General features: G+C 74.1%; 13 protein-coding genes and 1 pseudogene. 1 reads left to right on the top strand and 13 read right to left on the bottom strand.

Going from position 1 to position 15259, the window contains the following annotated elements; translation table 11 throughout:
• Nucleotides 1-108: 108 nt before the first annotated feature.
• The 11 genes and pseudogenes from BLV24_RS20905 to ffh all read right to left on the bottom strand — a co-directional run bounded on the left by BLV24_RS20905 (nt 109) and on the right by ffh (nt 11548).
• Nucleotides 109-2595, bottom strand: a complete 2487-nt coding sequence (locus tag BLV24_RS20905; RefSeq protein ID WP_092685546.1) for a GcvT family protein — start codon at nt 2593-2595, stop codon at nt 109-111.
• Nucleotides 2596-2719: 124 nt separating this feature from the next.
• Nucleotides 2720-3646, bottom strand: a complete 927-nt coding sequence (locus BLV24_RS20900) for a DMT family transporter (RefSeq protein ID WP_245710695.1) — start codon at nt 3644-3646, stop codon at nt 2720-2722.
• Nucleotides 3643-4626 carry a CE1 family esterase gene (locus tag BLV24_RS20895; RefSeq protein WP_143040397.1) on the bottom strand — a complete coding sequence of 328 codons (984 nt, stop codon included), beginning with the start codon at nt 4624-4626 and terminating at the stop codon, nt 3643-3645. The genes BLV24_RS20900 and BLV24_RS20895 overlap by 4 nt, the downstream gene beginning before the upstream one ends.
• Before the next feature lie 52 nt (nt 4627-4678).
• Complete coding sequence (locus BLV24_RS20890) at nt 4679-5572, bottom strand: class I SAM-dependent methyltransferase (protein WP_092685542.1); 894 nt, start codon at nt 5570-5572, stop codon at nt 4679-4681.
• A gap of 694 nt (nt 5573-6266) precedes the next feature.
• Complete coding sequence (rplS, locus tag BLV24_RS20885; protein ID WP_092685540.1) at nt 6267-6674, bottom strand: 50S ribosomal protein L19; 408 nt, start codon at nt 6672-6674, stop codon at nt 6267-6269.
• 102 nt (nt 6675-6776) lie between these two features.
• Entirely contained in the window at nt 6777-7640 is an 864-nt protein-coding gene (gene trmD, locus BLV24_RS20880) for a tRNA (guanosine(37)-N1)-methyltransferase TrmD (protein WP_425426119.1), read from the bottom strand.
• A gap of 98 nt (nt 7641-7738) precedes the next feature.
• Nucleotides 7739-8254: pseudogene (gene rimM / locus BLV24_RS20875) on the bottom strand (ribosome maturation factor RimM); the annotation flags it as partial.
• A gap of 162 nt (nt 8255-8416) precedes the next feature.
• Nucleotides 8417-8839 carry a 30S ribosomal protein S16 gene (gene rpsP, locus BLV24_RS20870; RefSeq protein ID WP_092685536.1) on the bottom strand — a complete coding sequence of 141 codons (423 nt, stop codon included), beginning with the start codon at nt 8837-8839 and terminating at the stop codon, nt 8417-8419.
• 57 nt (nt 8840-8896) lie between these two features.
• Nucleotides 8897-9232, bottom strand: a complete 336-nt coding sequence (locus BLV24_RS20865) for a chorismate mutase (RefSeq protein ID WP_092685534.1) — start codon at nt 9230-9232, stop codon at nt 8897-8899.
• A complete protein-coding gene (locus BLV24_RS20860; RefSeq protein ID WP_092685532.1) occupies nt 9229-9864 on the bottom strand; it encodes a GNAT family N-acetyltransferase in 636 nt (211 codons plus the stop codon). The genes BLV24_RS20865 and BLV24_RS20860 overlap by 4 nt, the downstream gene beginning before the upstream one ends.
• Nucleotides 9865-10027: 163 nt before the next feature.
• Nucleotides 10028-11548, bottom strand: coding sequence for a signal recognition particle protein (gene ffh, locus BLV24_RS20855; RefSeq protein WP_092685530.1), 1521 nt, complete (start codon nt 11546-11548; stop codon nt 10028-10030).
• Between the two features lie 464 nt (nt 11549-12012).
• On the opposite strand from ffh, the gene BLV24_RS20850 reads away from it, so the two are divergent.
• Nucleotides 12013-12666, top strand: coding sequence for a hypothetical protein (locus BLV24_RS20850; RefSeq protein ID WP_143040396.1), 654 nt, complete (start codon nt 12013-12015; stop codon nt 12664-12666).
• A gap of 85 nt (nt 12667-12751) precedes the next feature.
• On the opposite strand, the gene BLV24_RS20845 is transcribed toward BLV24_RS20850, so the two are convergent.
• Together BLV24_RS20845 and BLV24_RS20840 are read right to left on the bottom strand one after the other, a co-directional pair.
• The gene (locus BLV24_RS20845; RefSeq protein WP_092685526.1) at nt 12752-13753 is read right to left on the bottom strand and encodes an ornithine cyclodeaminase family protein; all 1002 of its coding nucleotides are present in this window, start codon (nt 13751-13753) and stop codon (nt 12752-12754) included.
• Nucleotides 13754-13850: 97 nt separating this feature from the next.
• Entirely contained in the window at nt 13851-15056 is a 1206-nt protein-coding gene (locus BLV24_RS20840; protein ID WP_092685524.1) for an MFS transporter, read from the bottom strand.
• Nucleotides 15057-15259: the final 203 nt, after the last annotated feature.

Below are 15259 nucleotides of genomic sequence, written 5' to 3'. Positions count from 1 at the left end.
CTGTTCGTCGAACGGGGATCGCGCGGGGGCGCGGTCCCCGTTCATCGTTTTGGGGGCCAGGTCTCCGGCCCCCCCCTCGCATGATCGCGCGAAGGGGCCGGGCCGGGCTCAGCCGTTCACCCGCAGGCGCGCGTTCTCGGGGTCATGGGGGCTGTCCTCGATGATCTCGGCGTCATGCAGCTCGCCCAGCATCCGCACCTTCAGCGCCGTGCCCGGCACGGCCAGTTCCGGCCGCACATAGCCCAGCCCGATGCGCCGGCCGAGCGTCACGGACCAGCCGCCCGAGGTCAGCCGCCCGACGACCTCGCCGCCGTGGAACAGACCCTCGCGGCCCCAGGGGTCCGCGTCCTCCGGCCCGTCCATGGCGAGGGTCACGCATTTCGCCCGCACCCCCAGCGCCTGCATCGCCGCCTTGCCGCGGAACGTCTTGTCGAGGTCCACGAAGCGGTCGAGCCCGGATTCCAGCGGGCTCGCGTCCCGCCCGATGTCCGACCCGAAGGCGCGATAGGACTTCTCCTGCCGCATCCAGTTCTGGGCGCGCGCCCCGAACAGGGTGATGCCATGGGGCGCGCCGGCCTTCATCAGCGCGTCGAACAGGTGGTTCTGCATCTCGATCGGATGATGCAGCTCGTAGCCCAGCTCGCCGGTATAGGCGACGCGGATGGCCATGGTCGGGACCATGCCCAGGTCGATCTCGCGCATCGAAAGCCAGGGGAACCGCTTGTTCGACAGCGCCGAGGCCGGGTCCGCGTCCACGATCAGCGGCCGCAGCACCTCGCGCGCGGCGGGGCCGGCCAGCGCGAACACCCCCCATTGCGCGGTCACGTCCTGCACCTCGATCCAGCCGAACGCCGCGCGCTTCTTCGCGGCCTCCTTCTCGAAATAGTCCTGGTCATAGGCCTGCGCGGCGCCGGCGGTGACCACGTAATAGTCGTCCTCGGCCAGCCGCACGATGGTGGCTTCGGTCCGCACGGTGCCGGCGTCGGTCAGCGCATAGGTCAGGTTGATGCGCCCGACCCTGGGCAGCCTGTTGCAGGTCAGCCAGTCGAGGAACGCCGTCGCCCCCGGGCCCTTGATCCGGGTCTTGGCGAAGGCCGTGGCGTCGTAGAGCCCGACCCGTTCGCGCACCGCGCGGGCCTCGGCCTCCGCAAAGGTCCACCAGCCGCCGCGCCGGAAGGACCGCGCCGCGTGGTCGTCGAAGCCCTGCGGCGCGAAATAGTTGGGCCGCTCCCACCCGTTGACCGAGCCGAACTGCGCCCCCGCCGCCTTCATCCGGTCATAGCAGGGCGAGGTCTTCAGGGGCCGCGCCGCCGGGCGTTCCTCGTCAGGGTGGTGGAGGACATAGACATGCTCATAGGCCTCCTCGTTCTTCACGGCGGCGTATTCGCGGTTCACCCAACGCCCGAAGCGGCGCGGGTCGAGCGACCACATGTCGATCTCGGCCTCGCCTTCCGTCATCACCTGCGCGAGGTAGTGGCCCGCGCCCCCCGCCGCGGTGATGCCGAAGGAGAACCCCTCCGCGAACCAGAAATTCTCCACGCCCGGGGCCGGGCCGACCAGCGGGTTGCCGTCGGGGGTGTAGCAGATCGGGCCGTTGTAATCGTCCTTCAGGCCCACCGACTCCGAGGAGGGAATCCGGTGGATCATCGACATGTATTCTTCCTCGATCCGCTCGAGGTCGAGCTTCAGGAGATCGGCGCGGAAGCTCTCGGGCACGCCGAACTTGGCCCAGGCGGGGGCGCCCCGCTCATAGGGGCCGAGGATCCAGCCGCCGCGCTCCTCGCGCACATACCACTTGGCGTCGGCGTCGCGCAGGACCGGGTGCTCCGGCATGGTCTTGCGGAACTCGACCAGCGCCGGGTCGGGTTCGGTCACGATATACTGGTGCTCCACCGGCATCGCCGGGATGTAGCAGCCGATCCTGGCCGCGGTCGCCTGGGCGTGGTTGCCGGTGGCCGAGACCACATGCTCGCAGCGGATCTTCGACGTCTCGCCGGAGGGAACGAGGTTGCCGCCCTTCTCGACCATGTGGGCGACGGTCACCACCCAGTCGTCGCCGTCGCGGTCGAAGGCGTCCACCTGGACCTTGCGCAGGATCTCCACGCCGAAGCCGCGGGCGCCGCGCGCCATGGCCTGGGTCACGTCGGCGGGGTTGATGTAGCCGTCGGTGGGATGGAAGAGCGCGCCTTTCAGGTCCTCGGTGCGCACCAGCGGCCAGCGGGACCTGATCTGGGCGGGCGTCAGCCATTCATGCTCCACCCCCACCGTTTCGGCGGTGGCGGCGTAGAGCCGGAATTCGTCCATGCGCGCGTCGGTCTGCGCCATGCGCAGGTTGCCGACCCGGGCGAAACCGGGATTGAGGCCGGTCTCGGCCTCCAGCCCCGCGTAGAACTTCACCGAGTAGTCGTGAATATGCCCGACCGCGTAGGACATGTTGAACAGGGGCAGCAGCCCGGCCGCATGCCAGGTGGAGCCGGAGGTCAGCTCGTCCCGCTCCAGCAGGATCACGTCCCAGCCGGCCTTCCCAAGGTGGTATGCGATGGAGACCCCCACCGCGCCGCCGCCGACCACCACCGCCCGCGCCTGCGTTTTCATCGCGGCATCCTCCGCCCCGTTCGCCTCGTCAGGTCTCCGTTCTAGCGGGCGGGGCGGGGGCGCGGCGGCGGCTTGGCGACGGGGGATGCGGGATTTGCGACAGGCGGGGCGGCGGCGGGGGGCCTCAGCGGCGCCGGGAGACCAGCGTCGCGGCCCCGATCCCGCCCAGGATCAGCGCGGCGGCGACCCAGAAGCGGGCGGTGGGGACCTCGCCCAGCCACAGGGCGCCCCCGGCCAGCGCGATCAGCGGCACGGTGAGCTGGGCGACGGAGGCCAGCGTGGCGTCGATGCGCGGCAGCACCCCGTACCACATGGCGTAGCCGAGCGCGGAGGTGACGGCCCCCGAGGCGACGGCCAGCCCCGCCTCGCGCAGCCCCAGCCCGGGGGCGAGACCCAGCGCCGCCGCCCCCAGCCACAGCGGCACGGCGGCGGCGGCGGCCAGCGCGAAGGCCCCGGCCATGTCCGCCACCGGACGGGTGGAGCCGCGCCCGGCCAGGGAGAACACCCCCCAGCACACGCCCGAGCCCGCCATCAGCAGGGCGGGGACCAGCGGCGGCGCCTCGGCCCCCGGCGCGGTCAGCCAGGCGAGCCCGGCCATGCCGCAGACCGCGCCCAGCCAGCGCATCGGCGGCGGGCGCTCGCCCCCCCACAGGGCGCCGGCGAACATGGTCACCTGCACCGCGCCGAACAGCACCAGCGCCCCCAGACCCGCGGCGACGCCGATATAGGCGGCGGAGAAGAAGGCCGCGTAGCCCAGCAGCGACAGGGCCGAGATCCAGCGCGCCCGGGCCAGCAGGCCGGCGGCGCCCGAGGCCCCCTCGCGCGCCGTCACGATCAGCGCCAGCATCGCGGCGCCCGAAACCAGCCGCAGCGCGGTGAAGGCGGCGGGGTCGGGGGCGACGCCGGGCGCGGTCTCGCCCAGGGCGGCGCGGCCCAGCACCGAATTGGCGGCGAAGAAGACCAGCGTGACGACCAGCGGGATCGCCACCGGAAGCGCGGGAGAGGCGGCGGGGGATGGGGATGGGGTCGGGGTTGGGGTCGGGGCGCTCACGAGGGCTCGATCCCCAGCGCCTCGAACCAGTCGGCGACCAGATCTCCCCATCCCGCCGGGGCCAGGTGGCCGCCATGATGCAGCGCGAATTCCAGCGCCGAGCCGGGGGCGCAGTCGGTCCAGCGGCGGATCATGAAAGGACCCTCGACGAGAAAGCCGTCCGGGTCGTCGCCTTCGCAGCCATTGGTCTCCCGCAGCAGGTCGAGGCCGCGGAAAAGATCGCCCTGCACCACCCGTCCGCCGGCGACCGCCCGGCCTTCGAGCGGGACCACCGGGTCGGACCAGCCGTGGATGTGGAACAGGCGGACCGGGCCCGCGCAGGACTCGGGCAGGGGGCGCCAAAGCAGGCCGGCGATGGGGGCGTAGGCGGCGAAGCTGGCGGGCGCGGCGCAGGCCACGCGCCAGGTCATCATGCCGCCGCCGGAAAAGCCCGCGAGCATCATCCGCCCCCGGTCGATCCGGAAGCGGGAGGCCGCGTCGGCGGCCACGGCGTTGAGAAAGGCCACGTCGTCGCGACGCTCCTCGGCCCCGAAGGCGTTCCAGGCGCCGCCCTTGTCGCCCTCGCGTCGCGCCGCGCCCTGGGGGGCGATGACGGCGTAGCCGCGGGCCAGCAGCGCCTCAACCATGACCGGGGTGCGCATGACGACCGCCGCCTGTCCGCCATAGCCGTGCAGGACCATGGCGCCGGGAAAGGGGCCGTCGCCGGGCGGGGTCAGGACGTGATAGGCGCCGTCGCCGAAGGCGCCGCCGACCGCGCAGGGGGCGTCCCCGGTCCCGCATTCCGCCGCGGCGGGGCCGGCGAACAGCCCGCCGGCAAGCCCGACCGCGAGGCCTGCCGCCGCGATCAGCCTGCGCGCCCGGACAGCGCCCGGCCAGGGCCGCCCGTCGGCCGCGCGCGGCGCGTCGGGGCCTCGGGTCAGGCCGGGCGCGCCGGGGCGGGCGGGACGGGCCGGTTCGATATGAGCGGCGGCGGGGGGCATGGCGTCTCCTGGGTGCGACTCCGGTCGGGTCGGGTCGGGTGTGGTTGGGGGATCAGGCGGGCTTCGCGGCGGTGACGGTCAGGCTCAGCGGCACGCGCACATGGCCTTCGGGCAGGCGCCACAGCCCGTCGGGCCCCTTCTCGGTCAGCCCGGGCCACATGTCCCAGACCAGCGTGTCATGCTCGGACATCGAGCGGATCTCCAGCCCCGCCGACAGCAGCGCGGTGACGATGTCGGAGACCGGGTGGATCCAGTTGTGATCGGGCTCGGGCGGCAGGGGGGCGTCGTCGCCGGTATAGGTGGCGGGATCGTGGAAGCGCAGCGGCGCGTCGGCCGGGGTGCGCCAGTCGAAGCTGGGGACGAGGCCGCGGGCGGTGAGGTCGAGCTGCTCGGCCGCCGGATGCGCGTCCTGCAGGAACAGGCGCCCGCCGGGGACCAGCAGGGCGGCGGCCTGCCCGGCCCAGCGGGTCAGCTCGGGCAGCCAGCTGATGGCGCCCCAGGTGACGAAGACCAGGTCGAAGCGCGCGGGCCCCATGACGGCGGCGGCGTCGCGGACGTCGGCCTCGTGGAAGCGGGCGGAGAGCCCGGCCTCGGCCGCCAGCCTCCGGGCGGCGGCGATGGCGACGGGGGAGAAGTCGAGCCCCTCGGGCCGGGCGCCGAGCCGTTCCAGCCGCAGCGTGTCGAGGCCGAAATGGCATTGCAGATGGGCGATGCGCAGGCCCTCGACCGGGCCGAGGGCGGCGCGGTCGAGATCCTCGAAGGCCTCGGGTTCGGGGCCGGCGGCGCGGCGGAAGGCGTCGACGCCGTAAAAGCCGGTGCGGTCCTCGACATGGATGCGGGCGCGGGCGTCCCAGCGGCGGCGGTTGGCGGCGACGCCGGTTTCCGCGGGCGCGTGGGCGGGCCGGGGGGTGAGGCCGGGGGTGGGGCGGCTGGGGGTGAGGGTCATGTCGGCGCGGCCTCCCTGACCTGGCCTTCGCGTGTCGGTCCGATCGCGTGCGGGGGATCATGTGGCAAGCGGGCGGGTTCTGAAAGCCCCGCCTGCGCGCGATGGATCACGACCGCGCGGGCGGCGGAGGCGGGGGGAGGCGGGGCGCGCCGGCCGGCCCTCGCGCGGGGGCTGCGCCCCCGGCATCGCCCCGCCCTGCGTCCCCGGGCCGCCCGGAGGCCGGCGTCGGGAGGGGGAGGCCGCGCTTTCGCGCCGGGGCTGACCCCGCGGCCGCGTCCCGCCGGCGCCGCCGATCGGCCTCGATTTCCGAAGGACGCGGGTTTCGATGCGCGGTCACGCAGCGAGCGGCGGGGAGAGGGGCGCGACGGCATGGCAGGCTTCTGCGGCGGCGCGCGCGCGAACATCCCGGCTCTGGCCGGCGTCGAGATGCGTGCCCGACATGCGGAACCGCGCCGGTCGCGGCGATGTCAGCCCCGGCGGCCGCCGCCAACGCGATCGCGTCCGGAACTTCCATGGCCTGCCGCCCTGCGCGACCGCCCGCATTCAGGCGCGCCGCCCTCCGCCCCGGCATCGCCAGCCGGCGGCGACAGGCGGTGGGAGAGGTTTCCGTCCGGCTTCCGCGCCGCGCCCCCCCAAACGAAAACGGGCGGCCCTGAGGGGCCGCCCGTCGCGAGGCTCGCGCCGCCTGCGCCGATTACTCGGCGGCGGGCAGGGCGCGGCCGCCGGACATGCCGGGCTTGGCGCGGTAGTTGGTCTTCTCGGCGATGCGCGCCGACTTCCCGCGACGCGCGCGCAGGTAATACAGCTTGGCGCGCCGCACGCGGCCGCGACGGACCACGGTGATCGAGTCGATGTTCGGCGAGTGGATGGGGAACACGCGCTCCACCCCCTCGTTGAACGAGATCTTGCGCACGGTGAACGAGCCGCCGATGCCGTTGCCGCCCTTGCGGCCGATCACGACGCCCTCGAAGGCCTGGACGCGGGTGCGCGTGCCCTCGGTCACCTTGAAGCCGACGCGCACGGTGTCGCCGGCGGAGAAATCGGGGATGTCCTTGGCGAGCTCGAGCGCGTGCTCATGCTCGATCTGCTGAAGAAGGTTCATGGCCTTCGGTCCTTTCAAAAGCCGCCTTCCTCCCGTCATGCGGGGGGGCGGACGTGTGGGCGACCGAGCGCTCTGGTCCATCCATCGGGTCCGGTCCGGGGCCTATTCGCCGCGGAGCGCCCGCCAGAGATCGGGTCGTCTTTCCTTGGTCAGCCTTTCGGCCTCCTCGCGCCGCCATTGCGAGATCCGGGCGTGATGGCCGGAGAGGAGGACCTCCGGTATCTCGCGCCCCTCCCAGAGGGCGGGCTTGGTGTAGTGCGGGGCTTCCAGCAGTCCGTGGGAGAAGGATTCCTCCTCCACCGACTCGGCGTTCCCGAGGACGCGGGGTATAAGCCTTACCGTCGCGTCGATCAATGCCATCGCGGCGATTTCCCCGCCGGTCATGACGAAATCGCCGAGGCTGACCTCGATCATGCCGCGGGCCTCGATCACGCGCTGGTCCACGCCCTCGAAACGGCCGCACAGGAAGGTGGCGCCGGGGCCTTCCGACAAGGCCTTGGCGAAGGCCTGGTCGAAGGGGCGGCCGCGGGGCGACAGGCAGATCACCGGCCCCGGCGTGGGGGCCGCGTCAAGCGCGGCGGAGACCACGTCGGCGCGCAGCACCATGCCGGCGCCGCCGCCGGCGGGGGTGTCGTCCACCGCCCGGTGCCGGCCGAGACCGAATTCGCGCAGGTCCACGCGGTCGAGCGCCCAGAGCCCTTCGGCCAGCGCCCGTCCGGTCAGCGATTCCCCCAGCGGACCGGGGAACATGCCGGGAAACAGGGTCAGAACGCGGGCCAGCCAGGCGTTCTTGACCCGCGTCTCCTCCATCAGGTCGCGGGGGCGGCGGGTGGGGCGCACCGCGATGCGCCCGTGGGACCGCGAGGGGGCGGCGGCCTCGGAGGCTTCGGCTGAGGGCGCTTCGGCGGGGGCGGCGGCGGGGTTTTCGGAGGCCGCCTCGTCCGGGCCTTCGGGCGCGTCGCTCACGCTTCGTCCTTCCGGGCGGCGATGTCGTCGCCGGCTTGCGCGCCCGGTTCCGCGTCGGTTTCCCCTCCGGCCGCGTCATCCTCGGCGCCGTCGTCGGGGAACAGGCCCGCCGGCGGGTCGGCGACGATGCGATGCGCGGCGAGGTCCACGATCGGCACCGTGTCGATCGTGAAAGGCAGCATCACCGGCTGCGACAGGCCGGGGCCCGTGATCTCCAGCATGTCGCCGGCGCCGAAATCATGCACCGCGCGCACCTGGCCAAGCTTTCGCCCGCCGCCATCGGCGACCGGCAGGCCGATCAGGTCCGCGTGGTAGAATTCGTCCGAGGGCAGCGAGGGCAGCCGGTCGCGCGGCACGAACAGACGCACGCCCTTGAGCGCCTCGGCCGCCTCGCGCGTCGGCACGCCGCCGAGCCGGGCCGCGAAGCCGCCCTTCACCGGGCGGTCGATCACCAGCGAGTATTCGCGCCCCGCCGCGTCGGTCAGGGGGGCGTAGTCGGCGATGGCCTCCGGCTCGGCGCAGAAGCTTTTCAGCCGCACCTCGCCGCGAATGCCGAACGCGCCGGCGATGACGCCGACGCAGACCTTTCCGATGGGGTCGTCCCTGCCGGTCATGTCCCGCCCTGTTCCGTGCATCATCTTCCGCAGAGGCGGTTTCCGGCCGTGACCGCAACCCGCCCCGGACTCGGCGACGGGGGCGGGCGTCGCGACGCCCGCCCCCGTCCGGTCTTCAGGCCCGCGCCAACCGCCGCGAGGGCGGAACGGCGCGCGCGCCGATCACTCGGCGGAGGCTTCCTCGGCCGGGGCCTCGGCGGGGGCTTCGGCCGGAGCGGCGGCGGCCTCGGCGGCGGCGGCGGCGATCGCGGCCTCCTTCTCGGCGCGCTCCTTGGCGCGCTCGACGGCCTTCTTGCCCGGCTCGGCCTTCTTCATGTTGGCGCGGTTGGCCTTTTCACGGACGCCGGCGGCCTCGAGGAAGCGGGCGACGCGGTCGGTGGGCTGGGCGCCCTTGGAGATCCACTCCTGGATCTTCTCGACGTCGAGCTTGATGCGGTTCTCGTCGTCCTTGGCGAGCTGCGGGTTGTAGGTGCCCAGCTTCTCGATGAAGCGGCCGTCGCGCGGCATGCGGCTGTCGGCGGCGACGACGCGGTAGAAGGGGCGCTTCTTGGAACCACCGCGGGCGAGACGGATCTTGATGGCCATGGTCGTGTTCTCCTTGGAAGGGGCCGGGGGGCGCGGGGCGCCTCGTGCCCGGAAAGGTCAGCTTTTCAGCTTCTCGTGGTGTCGGATGACTTCCTGGATGATGAAGGCCAGGAAGCTTTCGGCGAAGACCGGGTCCAGCTCGGCGTCGTTGGCGAGCCGGCGAAGACGCTCCACCTGGCGCGCCTCCCGGTCGGGATCTGCGGGCGGCAGGTCATGCGCGGCTTTCAGCCGGCCGACCGCCTGGGTGGCCTTGAACCTCTGCGCCAGGGTGTAGACCAGGATGGCGTCGAGGTTGTCGATATCGCCGCGCAGGCCGGCCAGCAGGCGGCTGGCGCGCTCGGCGTCGGTTTCGGGCGCGGCTTCGGCGCCGGGCAGGTCGGGCGCGTCGGTCATCGCCAGGCCTCCGTCTCAACCGCGGGGGCGGGGGCCAGCGGGCGCCGCCAGACCTGCGCGCCGCGCAGCGGAGCGCGGGAGGCCGGGTCCGGGCGGGCGCCGATCCGGCGGGCGACCTCGGCGGCCTCCGCATCCTCGGGGTGGAGGAAGCAGACCAGCTCGGCGACGCCGGATGCCGCGGCCCGGTCGCGCAGGCCGCGGGCGGCCTCGGCGGCGACATCGGCCCCGCCGGCGCCCCGGGTCAGGGACCAGCGCAGCTCGGGCGCTTCCCAGCCGGGACGGGCGATCAGGGCCACGTGACCCAGCCAGGCGCGATCGTCGCGCCGCTCCACCGTCCAGTGGCCGGGGCCGCAGGGCGACCAGTCGGCCATCGCGGCTTCATGGGCGGCGGCGGCGTCGCGGGCCAGCATCGGGCCGCCGGCGAAGCGCGCGTCGGCCCCGGCGAAAAAGGCGACCCAGCGGGGCGCGTCGGCATCCGTCACCGGGCGCAGGCGCAGCCGCGCGGTCAGGATCGGCGCCGCCGGGTCGGCGAAGAGCGCGCCGAAGGGGGCGCGGGCCGGGGCCGGCGGATCCGACGGATCGGCGGGCGCCGCGGCGAAGCGCGGGCTCATCGCGAAGAGCGCGGGCGTCATCGGGCGGTCTCCCCCACAAGACCCCGGACCGACTGACCGGGGCTCGTCTTGCCGGGGGCCGTCTTGCCGGGGCGGGGGCCGACGGGCGGCGCGAAGGCGGGGACCTGCGCGGGCGCCGGAGCGGACGGCAGGCCGTAGCCCGGAGAGGGCGCGAATCCGCGGATCATTTCTTCTTCCCCATACCCGAGAGACCAGGGGGCAGCGCGGCGCCGCCGAGGCCCGGAAGACCTCCGCCGCCCATGCCGCCCATGCCGCCGAGACCGGCCGGCAGCTTGGGCGCCGCGCCGGGCGCGCCGCCCGGCGCCCCCATGCCCGGCGGCATGCCGCCGCCCTTGCCCATCAGCGCGCCGAGACCGCCGCGCATCAGGCCCTTGGTCCCCATCTTGCCCATCTTCTTCATCATGTCGGCCATCTGCCGATGCATCTTCAGAAGCTTGTTCACGTCGGCCACATCGGTGCCCGAGCCCGCCGCGATGCGCTTCTTGCGGCTGGCCTTGAGGAGGTCGGGGGTCTTCCGCTCCTCCTTCGTCATCGACTGGATGATGGCGATCTGGCGCTTGAGGATCTTGTCGTCGAGCCCCGCCTCGTCCATCTGCTTCTGCATCTTGCCCATGCCCGGCAGCATGCCCATCAGGCCGCCCATGCCGCCCATCTGGATCATCTGCTCGAACTGCTTCTGCAGGTCGTTCATGTCGAAGCGGCCCTTCTGGAACCGCTTCATCATGCGCTCGGCCTCTTCGGCCTCGATGGTCTCCTGCGCCTTCTCGACGAGCGAGACGATGTCGCCCATCCCGAGGATGCGGCCGGCGACGCGCTCGGCGTGGAATTCCTCCAGCGCGTCCATCTTCTCGCCCAGGCCGACGAACTTGATCGGCTTGCCGGTCACGGCGCGCATCGACAGCGCCGCGCCGCCGCGGCCGTCGCCGTCCATGCGGGTCAGGATCACGCCGGAGACGCCGACCTTGCCGTCGAACTGCTCCGCCACGTTCAGGGCGTCCTGACCGGTCAGGCCGTCGACCACCAGCAGGGTTTCGCGCGGGCGGCAGGCGTCGCGGACCTGGATGACCTCGTCCATCAGCGTGTCGTCGATATGCAGACGCCCGGCGGTGTCCAGCATGTAGACGTCGTAGCCGCCCATCGCCGCCTGGCTCTGCGCGCGCTTCGCGATCTGGATCGGGGTCTGGCCCGCCACGATCGGCAGCACGTCGACGCCGATCTGAAGGCCGAGCACCTGCAGCTGCTCCATCGCCGCGGGCCGCCGCGTGTCGAGGGAGGCCATCAGGACCTTCTTCTTCTCACGCTGGGCCAGCCGCATCGCCAGCTTGGCGGTGGTGGTGGTCTTGCCCGAGCCCTGCAGGCCGACCATCAGGATCGGCGCGGGCGGGTTGTCGACGCGCAGGCGGCCGGGCTCGGGCTCGTCGCCCGCCAGCACGTGGACCAGCTCGTCATGGACGATCTTCACGACCTGCTGGCCGGGGGTGACGGATTTCGTGACCGCCTGGCCGGCGGCCTTCTCCTGCACGCGCTTGACGAAATCGCGGGCCACCGGCAGCGAAACGTCGGCCTCCAGCAGCGCCACGCGCACCTCGCGCAGGGCGGAGGAGACGTCGGCCTCCGACAGCGCGCCCTGCTTGGTGAGCTTGTCGAAGACGCCTGAGAGGCGCTCGGAAAGGCTCTCGAACATGGCCGGCGCTCCTTCATCGTCTGCGGCGGCGGGGAGGTCCCGGCGGCCAGGTTGCGTCGTTTCGGTCCCGGCGTCGTCTCTGGAACCGGGTCCCCGGCGGCGCGCCCCGGGGGCTGCGCAAAACGCGACGGCTCCGGCGGGCGCAACGCGCTGGCCGGAGTCGATCCCCGTCGACGACGGGGACCGGAAGCGTTCGGGCTTCCGGGGATCGGGCGAGGCGATACGCGCCGCCGGCCCGAATGTCAATGCCGCGGCGTCGACCGCCGCAGGGCCGGGGGGGCGCAGGGCCGGGGGGCGGGCCGGGGGGCGGGGCGGGGCGGCGCAGGGCGTGGGCGGCGTAGGCGGCCCTGTTTCGGGGATGCCGCGCCTGCGCGCCGCGGGGCGCGGGGCGCGGGTCATCGGGCTTGACCCGACGGGCCCGCGCGGGCTTCCCTGACCCCGGTTAATTTTTGGGGAGCCCCGCCATGATCCGACGTCACCCGACCGCTCACATGCTGGCCGCCACGCTTTGCGTCGGACTCGGCGCGGTCTGCGTTTCCGGAGCCGTTTCGGACGCCGCGGCGCAGGCCCAGGCCGCCCAGCCGATCCAGCCGTCGTCCGGAGGCTCGGGCATGCTGTTCGGCGCCGCCGGCAACGGCGTGGAAGTGGCCGAGACCGAAGAATTCACCGCCATGGTGCTGACCGTCGATGCGGAGAGCCGCCAGATCCTGCTGCGCAACCTCGACACCGGCGAGGTCTCGGTCCGCGCGCCCGACGCCGAGGCCGGCCAGATCAACGTGAAGCCCGGCGACCTCATCAAGGGCATGGTCACCCGCGGCATCTCCGCTCGTCCGGCCGAGGCGGGGGACGAGGAGGCGACGACGGTGGAGACCATCTCGCTCCCCGCCGCCATGGGCGGTCAGGCGGCGCTGGTCTCGGGCCGGCTGACCCGTTCGGTGGTGGTGCTGGAGGCGTGGAACCCGGTCAGCTTCGTGATGGTCGCCCAGACGCCCGAGGGCCGGACCCTGCGCAACTTCGTGCCCTCGCCCGAGGCGCAGGAGTTCCTCGCGACCCAGGAGCCCGGGGCGAAGATCCAGATCGAGATCTCCGAAACCGCGGTGCTGACCCGGGTCGAGTGACGCCCCGCCCCCGCCCCCGCGGCGCTCGACGGCGCCCGTCGGGGTCGGTCTACAGGGGGGCTTCGGCGCGGCGTCGGCGGCGTCGTCAGCGGGGCAGGCTGAGGCCGACCCCCGCGGCGACGGCGCGGTCGAAGCACAGGCCGGCGAGCGCCAGGTCCCCCAGCGCGAGGCCGCGGAAGGCGAAGGCCAGACGCTCGGCGTCGTCGGCGCGCCCGGCGACCTTGCCGGTGACCAGGTCCGAAAGGTCGCCGGAAATGGCGGCCGCGGGGACCAGCGGGTCGGGCATCTCGGCCTCCTGCGCGCGGTCGTCGACGAAGGTCCGCGCGCGGCCCTCCAGCCGGTCCACCCGCCAGGCCCGCGCCAGCTCCACCATCGAGGCGAAGGCGCCGGTTGCGAGGCGGTCCGGGTCGAGGAACCGCGGCAGCTCCGGGCTGGGCGTGGCCGAGGACACCACGAGGTCGGCGCCGTCGAGCATCGCCTCGGGCCCGCCGGGCTCGGAGACCGAAAGGCCCAGCGCGCGGGCGTCGGCGGCGACCTTCTCCAGGTTCGGGCGGCCGCGGCCGAGCAGGCGGACCTCCTCCAGCGGGAACAGCTCGGAGAACAGCGCCAGATGGGTGCGCGCCTGCACGCCGGTTCCGATCAGCGACAGGATGCGGCTGTCGGGGCGAGCCAGGTGCAGGGCGGCCAGCGCTGACAGCGCCGCGGTGCGCACGCCGGTGATCCAGTCGCCGTCCATGACCGCGACCGGGCGGCCGGTCTCGGCGTCATGCAGGCAGATCAGGGCGGAGATGGTCGGGATCCCGCGGGCCGCGTTGGCGGGGGCGAGCCCCAGTGACTTGGTGGCGAGCCGTGTGGGCGGGGCCTCGGCCGCGCCGGCGGGGCCATAGGCCAGCATCGACATGTAGAGCCGCCCGTCGGGGAAGTTGATCGCCCGCTTCGGCGTGTTCACCGCCTCGCCCGTGGGCAGGGCCCCGACCAGCCGGGACAGCGCCCCGGTCATGTCGCGCGCGGTCAGGCCGAGGCCCTCCAGGTCGGCGCGGGTGAGGTAGAGCAGGGTGTCGGCGGGGAGGTCGGGCGCATCGGTCATGCGCGAACCCTGCGCGGGCGCGGGCGCGGGCGCAAGCGGGCGGGGGCCGTGCTGATCGTCGCGGGTCGGGTTGCGGGGCGGGTTGCGGGGCGGCGGCTCAGGGGACCCCGGCGCGGGAGGCGGCCCGGTCGGCGGCCGCGAACAGCCCCAGCGCGGCCAGCGTGATGACGAAGCCCGCCGCCGCGATCCAGGGCAGCCCGGCCAGCGCGATGGCGGCGCCTCCGATCGCGCCGCCCGCCGCCTGCCCGAAGAACACCATGGAGCCGTTGAGCGCGATCGCCACCGCCTGCGAGCGCGGGGCCAGGGCCGCGAGCCGGCGCTGCAGGATCGGCGTGATGAAGAACATCGACCCGGTGGAGGCGAAGAGCGTCGCGCCCATCGCCACGGCGCGGATCGGGTGCGGAGGGGCGCCGGACGCCGCCTGCGACGCGATGTCGGGCGCCGTCAGCATCAAGGCCGCCTGCGCGGCGTGGGTGACGAGCAGCACGCCGAAGGCCGTCTTCGCCGCCCGCCCCGGCGCCGGCCCGTCGGAGGCCCGACCGCCCAGCGCCACCCCCGCCATGGCCCCGACGCCCGAGCAGGCCTGCATCAGCCCGACCCCGGCCCCGCTGAGCCCCGCCACCAGGCTGACCATGGGGGCCACATAGGTGATGACGCAGAAGGCCGCGGCGAGCGAGGCGAAGGTGACCGCGAGATGCAGCGCCACCGGCCGCTCGCGCGCCACGCTCAGCGTGCCGAGGCCGGGCCGGTCGGCGCTGGGGGCCGGGGGCAGCACGATGCGGATGGCGATGGCGGCGGCGGCCGAGAGGCTGGCGGCGAAGGCGAAGCAGGCGCGCCAGCCGAACAGGTCTCCGACCACGCTGCCCAGCGGGATGCCGGCGACCAGCGCCAGGGTCATGCCGCCGATGACCACCGACAGCGCGCGGCCCCGCGCCTCGGGCGGAGCCAGCGAGGCCGCGGCGGCGGCGGCCACCGGCACGATCAGCGTCGCCGCCGCCCCGCAGGCGACCCGGATCAGCGCGAGGGTCCCGTAATCCGGCGCGAAGCCGGCGGTGAGGTTCAGCGCGGTCAGCAGCGTGAGCGCGCCGACCAGCAGCCGCCGGCGCTCCAGCCCCGCCGCCAGCGCGCCGAGCACCGGGGCGCAGATCGCGAAGGCCAGGGCATAGAGCGTGGCGAGCTGCCCGGCCGCGGGGACCGACACGTCCAGATCGGCCGCGATCCGGTCCAGCAGCCCGACGAAGACGAAGGCCTGGGTGCCGACCGAAAACGAGCTCAAGGCGAGGATGAGGATGCGCGGCGACATGCGGGGGAACACCTGGTGAAAGCCGCGGGGGCAGGGGCGGCGGGCCCGACGGCTCGGGCGCGAACTCAACCGCCACGCGCGCGCGAGGTCAAGCGGGGCGCGGCGGGAGGTTGCGCGCCGGTCGCGCCCCGCCTCCCCCCCCCCGCCTCCCCCCCCCCCCCCCCCCCCCCCCCCCCCCCCCCCCCCCCCCCCCCCCCCCCCCC

The sequence above is a fragment of the Albimonas donghaensis genome, from assembly GCF_900106695.1.
Taxonomy (GTDB): Bacteria; Pseudomonadota; Alphaproteobacteria; order Rhodobacterales; family Rhodobacteraceae; genus Albimonas; species Albimonas donghaensis.
This window is presented reverse-complemented; position numbering and strand designations above follow the sequence as displayed.

Bases quoted from the DNA above. Each gene is read 5' to 3' on its own strand.
- BLV24_RS20890 (WP_092685542.1), bottom strand. From the start codon at position 5,572: ATGACCCTCACCCCCAGCCGCCCCACCCCCGGCCTCACCCCCCGGCCC.
- rplS (WP_092685540.1), bottom strand. From the start codon at position 6,674: ATGAACCTTCTTCAGCAGATCGAGCATGAGCACGCGCTCGAGCTCGCC.
- BLV24_RS20895 (WP_143040397.1), bottom strand. From the start codon at position 4,626: ATGCCCCCCGCCGCCGCTCATATCGAACCGGCCCGTCCCGCCCGCCCC.
- BLV24_RS20865 (WP_092685534.1), bottom strand. From the start codon at position 9,232: ATGACCGACGCGCCCGACCTGCCCGGCGCCGAAGCCGCGCCCGAAACC.
- BLV24_RS20840 (WP_092685524.1), bottom strand. From the start codon at position 15,056: ATGTCGCCGCGCATCCTCATCCTCGCCTTGAGCTCGTTTTCGGTCGGC.
- ffh (WP_092685530.1), bottom strand. From the start codon at position 11,548: ATGTTCGAGAGCCTTTCCGAGCGCCTCTCAGGCGTCTTCGACAAGCTC.
- BLV24_RS20850 (WP_143040396.1), top strand. From the start codon at position 12,013: ATGATCCGACGTCACCCGACCGCTCACATGCTGGCCGCCACGCTTTGC.
- BLV24_RS20845 (WP_092685526.1), bottom strand. From the start codon at position 13,753: ATGACCGATGCGCCCGACCTCCCCGCCGACACCCTGCTCTACCTCACC.
- BLV24_RS20860 (WP_092685532.1), bottom strand. From the start codon at position 9,864: ATGACGCCCGCGCTCTTCGCGATGAGCCCGCGCTTCGCCGCGGCGCCC.
- BLV24_RS20905 (WP_092685546.1), bottom strand. From the start codon at position 2,595: ATGAAAACGCAGGCGCGGGCGGTGGTGGTCGGCGGCGGCGCGGTGGGG.
- rpsP (WP_092685536.1), bottom strand. From the start codon at position 8,839: ATGGCCATCAAGATCCGTCTCGCCCGCGGTGGTTCCAAGAAGCGCCCC.